The following is a 13,593-nucleotide window of genomic DNA, read 5'->3' on the forward strand; positions in this document are numbered from 1 at the left end:
ATAATGGTTATCAATACCATAGTGCTCCGAGGGTGTCGCTGTCACATCGGAGCCCGCTCGGAGTTCCGGTCAAACGGTCGTCGCCGCGCGTCTCCGGAACGGCAGCGCTGCCGACACCACCGCGATCAGGACGAGGGCCATGAGCGTCGGTATCGCGTCCTCGACGCCTCCCTGTGCGACGAGCCAACCGGTGAGCGCGGCGCTCGCCGCGATACCCGCGGCAGAAGCGGAGTTGATCCAGGTGAACCCCTGTGTCAGTTCCTGTGGGACGACCGTCGCCTGCACGATCTGCGACGACGAGGCGAGCAGCGGTGCGATCGCGGTCCCGCCGACGAGGAGCATGATCGCCAGTCCGAGCAGGGTCGGCCAGACGGCGCCGACCAGGACGGCGAGCGTGAGGACGACGGACGCGATCAGCTGCACGATCTGAGGCTGCGGGGTCGATCGCATCGCCCCGTACAGCGCGCCGGCGACGATGCTCGCAGCACTGGAGAGCGCGAGGACGAGTCCGATGAGCGGTTGCCGTCCCTCCGTCGTCGCCGCTGCCGTGACGAGGAGTGGAACCGCCCCGAAGAAGCACCCCAGCCCGAGGTTCACGCCGAGCGCCGCGAGGAACGGTGGGGCGAGGAGGGTGGAGCGGTGGGTGTCCGTCCCGCGCTCCGGTCGACGTCGCGGTATCGGTGTGGTGGCGTGTTGCAAGGAGAGTGCGATGCATCCGGCGACCACGAGGATCCCCGCAGTTGTGGATCCCGCCCAGGGCGCGAGCAAGGAGCTCATGAGCGTGACCAGGATCGGTCCCGACAGGAACACGACGTCGTTCACGTTCGCCTCGAGGGAGAAGGCGGTCCGGAGCGCTTCGGGCTCCGGGAGGAGCCGTGACCAGCGTGCCGCCGACAGGGCGCCGGGCTGCGGGATCGCGGCACCCGCGACGACGACGATCGCCAGGGTGACGCCGATCGGCGCATGTCCTGCGGTGGTGATCGCGACGACGACTCCACTGATGTGCACGAGCACGGCCACCGGCACGGTCGCCGTCTGCCCCCACCGGTCCGTGAGTCGGGCGATCTGCGGACCGACCACCGCCTCGGCGAGGGCGAACGACCCCGTCGCCGCGCCCGCGGCCGCGAACGACCCCGTCGCGTGGTGGATCGAGAACAGCAGCCCGAGTCCGGTCATGGCGACGCCGAGCCGGGCGAGGGCCGCAGCGAGGAAGAACTGTGGCGCCCCGGGGCGGCCGAGGACGCCGCGATACCGGCTGGCGGCTGCGCGGAGGGGGCCGAGGATGGAGGGCGGGAATGAGCGAGCAGTCGTCATGGACGATGCCTCCGAGGCGGAGCGGGGGATCGGTCGGCAGACAAGTCGGCCTGGGCTTCGACGATCACCACGACACCGCGGTACCCGTCCATCGTGCCCGCCAGGACTGGGTGAAGGCAAGCGTGTCCCGGCACTGGTATCTTACGGATGGCGCCGACACACATCGGGGTGTGACTCCGGATGCGGTGACGAGTGACGAGGTATCGATGCGAACGGTCGGCGTACTGGACAGTGACGACCGCGCCCGCGCGTCCGCCGTGTCGTGGCTCGGCTCCCACGCGCCTCATCTGCAGGTGACGATCGCGGCGTCGTCCTGGGGTGAGATGCTCACGAACGAGCGCTTCCCACCGAGCGCGGTCGTCTTGTGCCCGCGAGTCGGGGACCGCGTCGACATCGCGTACAAAGCGCGTGTCTGTCGCATCCTCGACATCGACGTGGTCGTGCTCTCCGACACTCCGCAGCAGGAGATCCGGTCGGGGCACCGGAGCGTCGGCGCCACCTTCGTCTCGACCGTCGAAGCGGCGGCGGGAGCGCTCGGCGCCGGAAGCTGATCCGCGCGTGCAGCCGGGCTCAGCGCCTGCAGCCGGGCTCAGCCCGTGGTGTCGGTGAGGAGCGAGGACACGGAGGCCGCGATGCGGTCGGCCCCCTCATGGTCCACGGCGGTGATGGTGACCACGGCGTCGCCGGCGAAGATGACGAGCTGCCCGTAGGCGCCGTGGAGTCGCCAGGCCGCGCCCGGACCATCCCATCCGGCGAGCGCATACCGCTCGTACCCGGCACCGGTTCCGGAGGGCACCCAGTCGGTGTGCATGGCGTCGATCCAGTCCGGCGACACGAGCTGTCCGCCTACCCACCGTCCGCGGTCGCGGATGAGGCGTCCGATGCGCGCGAGTTCCGTGGTGCGGAGGGCCAGTCCGCCGCCGGCCGCGATGAATCCGCGGGGGCACCGCTCCCAGGGCGCGTCGTGGATGCCGAGTGGTGCGAGGAGTCGCTGCTCGAGGTAGTCGCCGACATCGCCTATCCGGGTCTCGAGCGCGCGCATCGCCGTGTAGGTGCTGGCGTTGGAGTACTGGAAGACCCGGCCTCGGGACGGCCTGCTCAGGAACTCGAGAGCCAGGTCCGGCCAGTCGGACAACAGGGTCGGCGACCAGGGGAGGTCGACGCCGCTCGTCATGTTCAGGAGGTATCGGAGGGTGACGTCGGCGGTGCCCTCGCCGAACTCGGCATCCGGGAAGACCCCGCCCAGCGTGGTGTCCACCGTGATCAGGCCGTCGTCGATGGCGAGACCGGCGGCGAGCACGCAGACGCCCTTCGCCGCGGAGTGGATGTCCTCACGGACGTCCTCGGTCCAGCGATGCCCGGCTTCGTCGTCACCGGCGAGCACGTGGAGGCCGTGCGCGCCGAAGCCCTGTTCGGCGACCTGCTGGACGATGCGGTCGCGGAGGAGGGCTGCTCGGGTCGTGTCGGCTCGGGTCACGGCTCAAGTCTGCCCGACCGGACGGCAGGATCCACCGCAGCCCAGGACGGCGCCGACGAGCCGTGTCGCCAGGCGGCAGTGACATCCTGTTCGACCATGCATCGATAAACTACAATTGTCGCTAGTATCGACAGTACAAGGGTAGATAGTATGCCCTGTGCGACGAAGCCGCAGAAGTACCGGGACGTGAGTAGGTTTCTCCGCGCGCGAGGGTGGGTGCACGTTCGCACGCGGGGCAGCCACCGTATCTGGTCATCCGAGGACGGCATGATGAAGATTTCGATCCCGGTCCACGGCGACACGGTGAAGGCAGGGATCGTCCGTCAGGTCCAGGTCGCCTTCACCGACACCCCGAGCAGCTGGAACTGAGAGGAACCGCCATGACGACGCAGGTCACAGCACACGCCACCCGCGATGAGGACGGCACGTGGACGATCACGATCCCGGAACTCACGTCCACCGCGCCAAGTGGAGCGACGATCATCGCCACCGGTTCCGCACTCACCTTCCGAGGAGTGAAGAAGGCTGCATCGGACCTTGCGTCCGTTTGGCTGGATATCGAGCCCTCCGAACTCGAGGTGACGGTGACGGTCGAGGCGCCCAGTGCGATCGTCCGGCTCGTGGCCGAGAGCAACGACGCCAATGCGGCCGGCAAGGCCGCGATCGAGCGCGCCGACGCACTGCGGCGCGAGGCAGCGCGCAAGCTCCGCGAAGAGGGCTACCCGATGGAAGCGGCCGGGGCCATTCTCGGTGTGAGCTACCAGCGCGTTCAGCAGCTCGCCGGTCCATCGACTCGCTTGGTGAAGAAGTCCGCGTAAGCGACAACGGTTAGCGGCACCGCGCAGCTCGCTCCTGCCGCCAATCCCGGCGCTCAGCTCCCTCGGGGCGGGGAGGCGTTCGCGGTGCCCGCGCTGAACGCGGTCAGCAGTCGCCGGCCCTCCGGCCAGGCGCCGAGTCCACTGGTGGAGTTCACGTGCCCGTGCCGCCCGATGCTGATTCGAGGCACGCCCCACGTCGCGGCGAACGCGGCCGCGCGTGCCTCCGAACAGTACGGGTCGTCGTCACTGGTCACGAGCAGTGCGGGCACGGATGGCCGGACATCGAGGTCCTCCGTGAACGCTGCGGCGACCCGCGGGAACCGCGGCCCGTCGGGATCGGGGGCGGCGACGAGGAACAGCCCGGCGACTCGAGTGGGGTTCGCCGCAGCCCAGCGGACGGCCAGCAGGCACGAGAGGCTGTGGGCCACCAAGATCGCCGGTTGGTCCGCCACCGCCCGGTCGAGCGCAGCGGACCAGTCGTCGAGATCCGGCTCGTCCCAGGACGCCGGCGCGAACCGTCGGATCGCAGGCGTCTCGCGCTCCCAGTGGGATTGCCAGTGGGCGTCGTCGGATCCACCGATTCCGGGCATGGTGATGATCGACATGGGATTCCTTCGTCGTGGGCGGGTGATCTGTCCACAGCGTGCCCGCTGAACCATCGGTGTCAGCAGTTGGAGCGTCATCATCCGTTGTTTACTAAGCAGATGACGGACGATGCTTCGCTTTCCTTCGATCGAACGGATCAGACGATCCTCGACGTGCTCCAGGTCGACGGGCGAACCACGATGACCGACCTCGCCCGGCTCGTGCACCTGTCCCAGCCGGCGGTGTCGGCGCGGGTCCGCAAGCTCGAACTCGCCGGATACATCACCGGCTATGGAGCTCGGGTGTCACCGAAGAAGCTCGGGCTCACGACGCACGCCGTCGTCCGGCTCCGGACGACCCACGCACAGATCCAACCGGCACTGACCCAGTTCGACGAGCTGCCGGAGATCCACCGGATCTACCGCGTGACCGGCGAGGACTGCTTCGTCCTCGACGTGCACGCTCCCTCGCCCGAGCGCCTCGAGCAGATCATCGACGCCATCGGCCGGTTCGGCCCGGTGAGCACGGCCCTGGTACTGCGCGAGTACCCGGCCCACCCCATCGCCAGCCGCTGAGTGTCGCTCATCGATACCACTCTTCATCGACCGTGGCGAGGCGCGAGGGGTGCACCTGGTCGGTGAGACCGAAGAACTTCTGGAAGCTCATGATCAGGGGCCGCCACCGAAGCGGGTCGATCCGGTTCGGGTGGGCCGCGTCCTGGATGCCGGGGTGGACGTGCACCCGCGTGACGGTCACCTCGAAGACCGAGGCTGAACCGGCCTCGGCGGGATCATGGACATTGAGTGGATGAACGGCGGTCACGCGGCCTTCCAGCGACACCGGGCACTCGGCGACCCGCGGGGGAGCGACGGTCGTCGAGGGCACCGCGGTGAGGCCGGCGAGGGCGAACTTGTCGGCGGCGTGCCGGTAGCCGACCTGCTGCTTGGCCGCGGGCACCGGATGCCGGCCGGTCGTGAGCGCGAGGCGGTCGACGGCGTCGACCTGGGCGACCGACGGTAGATTCATCACGACCTCCCTGGTCGCGAGCAGGTTCGACGCCGTCTGCGACCGCATCCCCATGCCCAGGACGGCCGTGTGGCCGAGCCAGAAGGCCGACGACATCGGGGCGAGGTTCGGGCGGCCGTGGGCGTCCGCCGTGCTGAGCAGCACCACGGGTGTCCCGAAGTAGAGGATGGCGGGGTCGATGTCGACATGGGAGTGGGGCACGGGTGTCCAGACGTCAGGGAAGCGGGGCGGTCACCTCTCAGCTTCCTCAGTCGCGTCACCCTGAGCTGGCGGGAAACAGACGTCGCATCGGGGTGGTCGAGTGCACCCGGCGGCGACTAGCGTTGACGGGTGTTCACCGTGATCAACCTCGCCGACGGCATCGACATGCGGCCCTTGGAACTCGGCGATGCGAGGGAGCTCGCTGCGGCGTACGCGCGCAACCGCGACCATCTGGCCCCGTGGGAGCCGGCTCGATCCGAGGAGTTCTTCACCGAGGCCGCGCAATCGGCGGACCTCACCAGCAAGCTCGCGTCGAGTGCCGCCGGGAGCGCGTACTCGCTCGGCCTGTTCGATGGCGCGACGGTCGTCGGCCGGTTCAACCTGTCGGGGATCGTCCGCGGCCCGTTCCAGAACGCCGCGCTCGGCTACTGGGTGGATGCGGACTACGCGGGTAAGGGCCTCGCGACGGCCGCCGTGCAGGCGATCGTCCGGGTAGCGCGCGACGACCTCCGCCTGCATCGGGTCGAGGCGAGCACGCTGCTGCACAACCACGGTTCGCAACGGGTGCTCCGGAAAGCCGGGTTCGAGCAGATCGGCATGGCTCCGTCGTACCTGAGGATCGCCGGGACCTGGCAGGACCACAACCTGTATCAGATGATCCTGCACGGGTGAGTCTCGGAACCGCAACGGCTGACCGCGTGATCGTGTCCCGGAGGCTCAGGGCTTGTCGACGACCGACGCACGAGGGTGCGCGGGCTCACGCCGGCGCACGAGCGGGTTCTCGAAGGACTTGAGGAGCACGGCCAGGTTGGTCATCGCCCGGTCGCGCTCCCGGACGTTCTCCTCCCAGTCGGGGTGGGGTAGCTGTGCCTGCACCTCCGTCGCGACGCGCTCGATGGTCTCGGCGGTCCACGGGTTCTCCTGGCCACGCTCCAAGCCCAGTCGAGCGTAGACCGGTCCGATGACCTCGCCGTGGCGGCGCAGGCCGCCACGGGTGTTCAGCTCGCTCGTCGTGAAGGGACCGATCACCGACCATCGCCGGCCGAGTCCGTCACGGACCAGGACGTCGAGGTCGGCGACGCTGATGACGCCGTCTCGCACGAGACAGTAGGCCTCCCGCAACAGGGCGCCCTGCAGCCGGTTGAACACGAAGCCCTCGACCTCGTGGTCCAACACGATGGGGGCGATGTCCACCTCCGCCAGCAGGTCGTGGGCGACGGCGATGGCCTCGGCGGAGGTGAAGTCGGCCGGCACGATCTCCGCGACTCGCAGGAAGTAGGGCGGATTACCGGGGTGCACGACGAGGCAGCGTGCGCGGCCGGGTAGGTCGGCGGCGAAGGCGGAGGCGACGATGGTGGACGTCGAGCTGGCGAGCACCGCGTGCGGTTCGGTCAATCGGTCCATCTCCCGGAACAGGGCGACCTTCACCTCGAGATCCTCGATCACGCTCTCCTGCACGTAGACGACGTCGTGCAATGCTTCGGCGAGTGTCTCGCAGACCAGGACTCGGGCCAGGACGGCCTCGGGTTCGTCGTCGAGCAGGCCGGCCGTCTTGAGTTCGACGAGTTTCCCGTGCACCGTCGCCCGGGTGGCGTCGCGGGTGGAGGGGTTCGACTCGTACACCCGCACGTGCCGTCCGGCGGAGGCGAAGACGACGATCCACGCCGCCCCGATGCTGCCTGCGCCCACGACGGCCACCGACCCGCTCTCATCGTCGCCGGTTCCAGGAGGGGGGAGAAGAAGGTCCATGCTCATCCGATCCGTCGATGACCTCTATGTCGGGCGAATCCGTCGTGAATGCCACCCTGCGTCGAAAGTGTACGTTCTGCGAACACACGATCGCAATACGCACCGAATCGTGCGTATTGCGATCAAGTGTTCGTTATGCATACGATCATGGGCAACAAACGTAGCTGTACGCACCCGGGGCATCCGTCCCGTGGAGACCACGATGTCGTGAGGAACCAGACCATGAGTGCACCACCACGTCAGGGCTTCGGCACCCTGCTCGGCCTCGACCACATCGGGGTCGGGGTGTCGGACATGGCCACCTCCCTCGACTTCTACGCCGAGCTCGGCTTCGTCGACGTCGTGTTCGACTACGAGGGTCCGCTGCCGGGCCTGTCCCGCGTCGCCGGCCACACGGAGACCGAGGCGCGCGTGGTCTATCTGCGCAGCGGTAACCCGACGGTCCTGGGTCGGTCCGGCATCAAGCTCGTCCAGCTGACGAACCGCGAGCAGCCGCCGGTACCCGATGGCTTCGCCTACGGTGAACCGGGCATCTGCGAGGTGTGCGTCCACGTCAAGGACTACGAACCGTTCCACGAATCGCTCGTCGCCAGCGGGCACCGGAGCCTCATGGAGCCGAACGAGCAGGTGCTCGACCCCTACCGCACGCACTGCGGCCTCTCCTACGTCGAGGACCCGGACGGAGCCAAGATCGAGTTCATCGAATGGAGCTCCCTGGAGGCGGGTTGGCCCCACCCCAGTGGCCCACAGGGCGTCAACCACGTCGCGTTCGGCGTCCGGGACTCCGAACGGACCGAAGCCTTCTACCGGCGACTCGGATTCAGCACGAAGCTCTTCGACATGTCCGGCGTGAACGAGCCGATGGACCCCTGGTTCCACGCCGTGGGCCGGCAGCCACCGGAGCAACGGATGATGCTCCTCATGAGCCCGCACGGCGGCTCGCTCGAGCCCGTACAGCAGACTCCGGCCGGGCCCGACCTGCGCGGCGAGTGGGGGCACCTCGGGACCTTCGAGTTCGCGCTGGGCGCCCGCAACCTCGACCTGGCCATCGACTACCTGGCCTCGATCGACGTGCCGCTGGTCGACGAACCGGCCGAGGTGCAGCTCCCGGATGGTGCGAGCTGGCGGTTTGTACACATCGAGGACCCGGATGGACTGTACGTGAGTGTGACGGAGGTACGCGCGTGACGGCGACGACGACGAGCCGGATGGAGGCGTCGGCCGATCAGCCGAAGGCACCGATCATCCAGCTGCGGCAGATCAACAAGTCCTTCGGGCCCACCCAGGTCCTGTTCGACATCGACCTGGAGGTGCAGCGTGGCGAGCACGTCGTGCTGTTCGGGCCGTCGGGCTCGGGGAAGTCGACGGTGCTCCGGAGCATCAACCTGCTCGCCGACCCGGACTCGGGCTCGCTGCAGGTCGACGGGGTCGAGTTCGGTCCGGGGCTGCCGGGTGACACCGGCGTCAAGCGCGGCGGTCGGCTCGCCTTGCGCCGTCGGGTCGGCATGGTGTTCCAACAGTTCAACCTGTTCCCCCACCTCTGCGCGCTCGACAACGTCGCGCTCCCGCTCCGCAAGGTGCACCGGCTCAGCAGGGACGCCGCCCGGGAACGTGCCGCGGTCGCCCTGCGTCGGGTCGGCCTCATCGCCCGCGCCGGGCATTACCCGGCCGAGTTGTCCGGAGGACAGCAGCAGCGGGTCGCGATCGCTCGGGCCCTCGCGCTCGACCCCGAGGTGATCCTGTTCGACGAGCCCACCTCGGCCCTCGACCCGGAGCTGGTCGGCGAGGTGCTCAAGACGATGCGCGAGGTGGCTGAGACGGGGATGACGATGGTCGTCGTCACCCACGAGCTCGGCTTCGCGAAGGAGATCGGCGATCTCAACGTGTTCATGGAGGACGGACGGATCGTGGAGTCCGGACCTCGAGGTTTCTACGAGAACTGCACGAGCGACCGCGCTCGTGAGTTCCTCAAGGCGGTGATGTGATGTCGATCGGTGATTACGACTGGAGCCTGATCTGGGACAACCGGGACGCCCTGCTCGGCGGCCTGTGGACGGCGGCGGCCGTGGCGGTGATCGCGCTCCTGATCTCCGTCGTCTGTGGCCTGCTGTTGGCCGTCCTGCGTTCGGCGCCGAAGCCGTTCAACTGGATCGCGCTCGTGTACATCAACATCTTCCGTGGCGTGCCCGCTCTCGTGAGCGTCATCTGGGTCTACTTCGGACTCGCGCTGTTGCTCGGGGTGCGCTTCTCGGTCTTCCAGGCGGGTGTCATCGCCCTGTCCTTGCTGTACAGCGCGTTCTTCGCGGAGATCTTCCGCTCGGCCCTCGAGGCCGTGTCGCCCGGACACCGCGAGGCCGGATGGGCACTCGGGATGAAGTCGAGCCAGATCTTCTTCTCGGTGACCTTGCCGCAGGCGCTCAAGATCGCGTTGCCGAACATCGGCAGCATGTTCATCGGCATGGTGAAGGACACGTCGACGTTCACCGTGATCGGCCTGCTGGAGGTGGTGCGCGTCACGCAGAACCTCGTGGCCACGACCTTCCAGCCGTTCGTCCTCTACACAGCGGCTGCCCTCATCTACGTGCTCGCCGCCTTTGCGATCGACCTGATCTTCCGGCTCATCGAGGGCACCTACGTGCGTCCTCCGCTCGGGGGCGTGGGACGCATGCTGCGTCGGCGCCAGAACAAGCGGATCGACACGATCGTCGAGCGCGTGAATGCCGGCAGCATCGCCACGTCCACCGTCCCGACGCTGCACTGACCCGACGCCGTCCTGACCCGAACCCGTCCGGCATCCGCCCGGCACCCGCTGTTCCACCCATCCGTACCCCCACACCGAATGGAGACACCCGTGACATCCCGAATGCGCACCTCCCTCCGACTTCCCCTGGTGGCGGCCCTCGCCGTGGCAGCACTGGCGCTGTCCGCGTGCAGTGGCGCAGACGCCGGCTCCTCCGGCGCAGACGCGTCCGCCGGCGGTGACGATCTCGGTCTCATGACGCCCGGCACCCTCGTCGTCGGTATGAACCTGCAGTACAAGCCCGAGATGTACCTCGACGAGTCCGGGAAGCCGACCGGGTACGACGTCGACCTCCTCAACGCCATGGCGGACGAACTCGGCGTGAAGCTCGACATCCAGAACCTCGACTTCAACGGCCTCATCCCGGGGCTGCAGGCGTCGCAGTTCGACGTCGTGTCGGTCGGTCTCGGCGCGACGGACGAGCGGAAGAAGGTCATCGACTTCAGCCGGGGGTACGTCCCCTACGCGACCGTCCTCGCGGCGTCGCCGGACTCCAACCTCGGCACCGCGGTCGACTCGTACAACAAGGCGGGTGTGACCATCACGGCGCTTCAGGGGTCGACCGGCGAGCAGCTCGTCCGCGACACCTTCCCGAACGCGACCGTCGCGACGTTCCCCGACCAGAACGCGGCGCTCCTCGAGGTCGCCACAGGCCGGGCCGACGCCACGGTCGTCGAGGACTACATCCTCGCCGAGTTCGACCGGAGCAACCCCGACCAGGTGGTGCCACTCGACACCGACGAACCGCTCGCGCTCTACTACGGTTCCTACGGGGTGCAGAAGGGCAACACCGAACTGACCGAGGCGATCGACGCGTTCCTCTGCTCGGCGCAGCAGGACGGGACACTCGAGGAGCTGTACACCAAGTGGATGGCGCCGAGTATGCCCGCGATGCCGGAGGGCTGCTGACCGATGACCGTCGATGAGCACGCGTTCGACCTCCTGGTCGTCGGCGGTGGACCCGCCGGGATGGCTGCGGCCGCGTCCGCCGCTGAGCTGGGGCTGGACGTCGTGCTCATCGACGAACGGCCCACGCTCGGTGGGCAGGTCTACAAGCAGCCCGGGCCGGGCATGTCCGTCACCGACGCCGGTGAGATGGGCAAGCAGTACCGGGCCGGTCGCGCCCTGATCGACGAGGTCGAGGCGAGCCGCGCGACCGTCCTGCTGCGCACCGCCGTCGTCGACCTCGAGCCGGACGGCGACGGCTGGCTCGCCATGGCACAGACCGACCGATCACCCGTCGCCCCGGTCCGGGCTCGACGGGTGGTCGTCGCCGCCGGTGCGAACGACCGTCCCGTCGTCTTCCCCGGCTGGACCCTGCCGGGCGTCATGACCGCCGGCGGTCTCCAGACGCTCGCCAAGACCCAGTCCTACGTCCCCGGCGAGCGCATCGTCTTCGCCGGTTCGGGCCCCGTCGCGCTCGCGTTCCCCGCGCAGCTGGCGGGCTACGGTGCGAACATCGTCTCCGCGCTCGAGGCCGGCCCCGCGCCCGGTCCAGGCGACCTCGCACGCATCGCCGCGGTCGCCCCGGGCAACAGCGGACTCCTGCTCGACGCGGCCCGGTACCAGGCGGCGCTACTGCGACACCGGATCCCGCTGCGGTATCGCCGGATGGTCATCCGCGCCGAGGGCGACGGGCGCGTCGAACGCGTCGTCCACGCCCGCGTCGACGACGACTGGCGACCGGTTCCCGGCACCGAGGAGACCGTCGAGGCCGACGTGCTGTGCGTCGGGTACGGCTTCGCACCGTCGACCGAACTCCTGCGACTCCTGGGGTGCGGATTCGATGTCGACGAGGACCTCGGGGGTGCCGTGGTGCGCCGCGACGACTGGGGTCGCACCGACGCCCCCGGCGTCTACGCGGTCGGGGACGGGGCCGGGGTTGAGGGCTCTGCCGTCGCCGTCGACGAGGGTCGACTCGCGGCGTTCGCAGCCGCGCTCGACGCGGGACGGATCTCCGAGCGCACCGCCTCCGACGGGGCCATGCCCCTGCGTCGGCGCATCGGTCGTCGTCGTGCGCTCACGAAGGCCACGCAGCGCATGTACGGCGTCGGGTCCGGCATCTACGGCCTGGCAGCACCCGACACGGTCGTCTGCCGTTGTGAGGGTGTCACCGCGGCGCAGCTCACGGAGGCCGTCGCACAGGCGCCGGACGTGAGTGCGGCGAAGGGGGCGACGCGCGCCGGTATGGGCCCATGCCAGGGGCGCATGTGCGGCAGACACATCGCCGCCATGGTCGCCGCCCAGCGCGGTGTCGCAACGGACCAGGTCGAGGTCGCCACTCCGCGGATGCCGGTCCGGCCGACCGCGATCGGCGCGATCGCGGACGAACGCGTCGCCGACCCGGGACTCTTCAAGGCCAAGGACGGCACCCCCGTCGAGCCGGCCCGGACCGACCTGACCTCGCCGAACGACGGGTGGCTGGACGAGGGCCCCGTCACCGACACCGACGTCCTGGTGGTCGGTGGGGGTATCGCCGGCGCGGCAGTCGCGTACTACCTCGCCAAGGAGGGCGTCGAGGTCGAACTGCTGGAGCGCGGGGAGCTCAACCGGGAGGCCTCCGGCACGAACGCGGGGAGCTTCCACTTCCAGCTCGCGATCCATCAGCTCTCCGGACAGGGGACGGGCGCGGACCGCGACCGTCTGCTGAGCGAGGCGCGCGCGAGCGTGGAGGCGTACGGCCTGTGGAAGGACCTCGGCGCCGAACTCGACGCCGACCTGGGCTTGCATCAGACGGGCGGTTGGATGGTCGCGGAGACCGAGGAGCAGGTCCGTCTGCTGTTCGAGAAGCACGAGCTCGAGGCGGCAGCCGGTATCGAGACCGAGGTCGTGACCGGTGACGAGCTGCGTCGCCGTGCGCCCTACTTCTCCGACCGCGTGCTCGGGGCGACCTATTGCGGGCTCGAGGGGCACGCCAACCCGCTCGTCGCCGCCCCGGTCTACGCGCAGCGGGCCGCGGAACTCGGCGCGCGCATCCGGACCCGAGCCGAGGTCTTCAGCGTGGAGGTGTCCGACGGACCCGCCGCGCACCGCTTCACCGTCCGGACCAACCACGGCACGATCCGAGCCCGTCGGCTCGTGAACTGCGCCGGCGGTTGGGCCGGCGAGTTGGCCGACATGGTGGGTCTGCGGTTCCCCATCCGTCGTGAGGGGTTGCACGTCAACGTCACCGAGGCGCGCGACCCGCTGCTCCCCTCGATGGTGCAGCACATCGGGCGCCGACTCACGCTCAAGCAGTCGCATCACGGCTCGTTCATCATCGGTGGAGGCTGGCCGACATCGGCGACGGGCTATCCCCGGCGGTTCCCCACCACCTGGCAGAGCGCCGCGGGGAACCTCCGCGTCGCCCTCGACGTCGTGCCGGCCCTCGAGGACGTGCGCGTCGTGCGGACCTGGTCGGGCGTCATCGCCTTCACCGACGACCTCTCGCCGATCGTCGGCGAGTCACGGCGCGTCCCTGGGTACTTCGCCTGCGTGTCCACCACCGGCTTCACCTTCACCCCGATCTTCGCCAGGCAGCTCGCGGAGCAGATCGTCACCGGCGGCTCCTCGTCGCCCTTCCCCGAGCGGTACTCGCTCGACCGCGCGCCGGCCCCCGCCTCCGCGTGACACCGAACCACCCA

At 69.2% G+C, this 13,593-nt stretch carries 15 protein-coding genes; 10 read left to right on the forward strand and 5 right to left on the reverse strand.

Annotation, left to right across the window (positions count from 1 at the left end):
• Positions 1–69 precede the first annotated feature (69 nt).
• Positions 70–1,314: an MFS transporter gene (locus tag QRN19_RS17810; protein ID WP_285028561.1), complete on the reverse strand. Its 1,245-nt coding sequence runs from the start codon at positions 1,312–1,314 to the stop codon at positions 70–72.
• A gap of 206 nt (positions 1,315–1,520) precedes the next feature.
• Between QRN19_RS17810 and QRN19_RS17815 the strand changes: the two genes are divergently transcribed.
• Positions 1,521–1,865 carry a hypothetical protein gene (locus tag QRN19_RS17815; RefSeq protein WP_285028562.1) on the forward strand — a complete coding sequence of 115 codons (345 nt, stop codon included), beginning with the start codon at positions 1,521–1,523 and terminating at the stop codon, positions 1,863–1,865.
• A gap of 38 nt (positions 1,866–1,903) precedes the next feature.
• Here QRN19_RS17815 and QRN19_RS17820 read toward each other — a convergent pair whose 3' ends face one another.
• Positions 1,904–2,791, reverse strand: a complete 888-nt coding sequence (locus tag QRN19_RS17820) for a serine hydrolase domain-containing protein (protein WP_285028563.1) — start codon at positions 2,789–2,791, stop codon at positions 1,904–1,906.
• 150 nt (positions 2,792–2,941) lie between these two features.
• On the opposite strand from QRN19_RS17820, the gene QRN19_RS17825 reads away from it, so the two are divergent.
• Together QRN19_RS17825 and QRN19_RS17830 are read left to right on the forward strand one after the other, a co-directional pair.
• Entirely contained in the window at positions 2,942–3,160 is a 219-nt protein-coding gene (locus QRN19_RS17825; protein WP_285028564.1) for a type II toxin-antitoxin system HicA family toxin, read from the forward strand.
• Between the two features lie 11 nt (positions 3,161–3,171).
• Positions 3,172–3,609: a hypothetical protein gene (locus QRN19_RS17830; protein WP_285028565.1), complete on the forward strand. Its 438-nt coding sequence runs from the start codon at positions 3,172–3,174 to the stop codon at positions 3,607–3,609.
• A gap of 53 nt (positions 3,610–3,662) precedes the next feature.
• Here the strand turns inward: QRN19_RS17830 and QRN19_RS17835 are convergent, their stop codons facing one another.
• Positions 3,663–4,214: an RBBP9/YdeN family alpha/beta hydrolase gene (locus QRN19_RS17835; protein WP_285028566.1), complete on the reverse strand. Its 552-nt coding sequence runs from the start codon at positions 4,212–4,214 to the stop codon at positions 3,663–3,665.
• Between the two features lie 99 nt (positions 4,215–4,313).
• Between QRN19_RS17835 and QRN19_RS17840 the strand changes: the two genes are divergently transcribed.
• Positions 4,314–4,769 (forward strand): Lrp/AsnC family transcriptional regulator, encoded by a 456-nt coding sequence (locus QRN19_RS17840; protein ID WP_285028567.1) that lies wholly within the window; start codon positions 4,314–4,316, stop codon positions 4,767–4,769.
• A gap of 7 nt (positions 4,770–4,776) precedes the next feature.
• Here QRN19_RS17840 and QRN19_RS17845 read toward each other — a convergent pair whose 3' ends face one another.
• Positions 4,777–5,421: a flavin reductase family protein gene (locus QRN19_RS17845; protein WP_285028568.1), complete on the reverse strand. Its 645-nt coding sequence runs from the start codon at positions 5,419–5,421 to the stop codon at positions 4,777–4,779.
• A 165-nt stretch (positions 5,422–5,586) separates the two neighbouring features.
• Here QRN19_RS17845 and QRN19_RS17850 point away from each other — a divergent pair, with 165 nt between their 5' ends.
• A complete protein-coding gene (locus QRN19_RS17850) occupies positions 5,587–6,093 on the forward strand; it encodes a GNAT family N-acetyltransferase (RefSeq protein WP_285028633.1) in 507 nt (168 codons plus the stop codon).
• 45 nt (positions 6,094–6,138) lie between these two features.
• On the opposite strand, the gene QRN19_RS17855 is transcribed toward QRN19_RS17850, so the two are convergent.
• The gene (locus tag QRN19_RS17855; protein WP_285028569.1) at positions 6,139–7,170 is read right to left on the reverse strand and encodes a 3-hydroxyacyl-CoA dehydrogenase; all 1,032 of its coding nucleotides are present in this window, start codon (positions 7,168–7,170) and stop codon (positions 6,139–6,141) included.
• 222 nt (positions 7,171–7,392) lie between these two features.
• On the opposite strand from QRN19_RS17855, the gene QRN19_RS17860 reads away from it, so the two are divergent.
• The 5 genes from QRN19_RS17860 (at position 7,393) to QRN19_RS17880 (ending at position 13,579) form a co-directional block, all read left to right on the forward strand.
• Positions 7,393–8,358: a VOC family protein gene (locus QRN19_RS17860; protein WP_285028570.1), complete on the forward strand. Its 966-nt coding sequence runs from the start codon at positions 7,393–7,395 to the stop codon at positions 8,356–8,358.
• On the forward strand, positions 8,355–9,155 hold the full coding sequence (locus QRN19_RS17865; protein ID WP_350224050.1) for an amino acid ABC transporter ATP-binding protein: 801 nt from the start codon (positions 8,355–8,357) through the stop codon (positions 9,153–9,155). The genes QRN19_RS17860 and QRN19_RS17865 overlap by 4 nt, the downstream gene beginning before the upstream one ends.
• Positions 9,155–9,931, forward strand: coding sequence for an amino acid ABC transporter permease (locus tag QRN19_RS17870; RefSeq protein WP_285028571.1), 777 nt, complete (start codon positions 9,155–9,157; stop codon positions 9,929–9,931). Before QRN19_RS17865 ends, QRN19_RS17870 begins: the two co-directional genes overlap by 1 nt.
• Before the next feature lie 102 nt (positions 9,932–10,033).
• The gene (locus QRN19_RS17875) at positions 10,034–10,879 is read left to right on the forward strand and encodes a transporter substrate-binding domain-containing protein (RefSeq protein ID WP_285028572.1); all 846 of its coding nucleotides are present in this window, start codon (positions 10,034–10,036) and stop codon (positions 10,877–10,879) included.
• Between the two features lie 3 nt (positions 10,880–10,882).
• Positions 10,883–13,579, forward strand: a complete 2,697-nt coding sequence (locus tag QRN19_RS17880) for an FAD-dependent oxidoreductase (protein WP_285028573.1) — start codon at positions 10,883–10,885, stop codon at positions 13,577–13,579.
• Positions 13,580–13,593 lie beyond the last annotated feature (14 nt).

It is taken from the genome of Plantibacter sp. ME-Dv--P-122b, from assembly GCF_030209375.1.
Classification (GTDB): domain Bacteria; phylum Actinomycetota; class Actinomycetes; order Actinomycetales; family Microbacteriaceae; genus Plantibacter.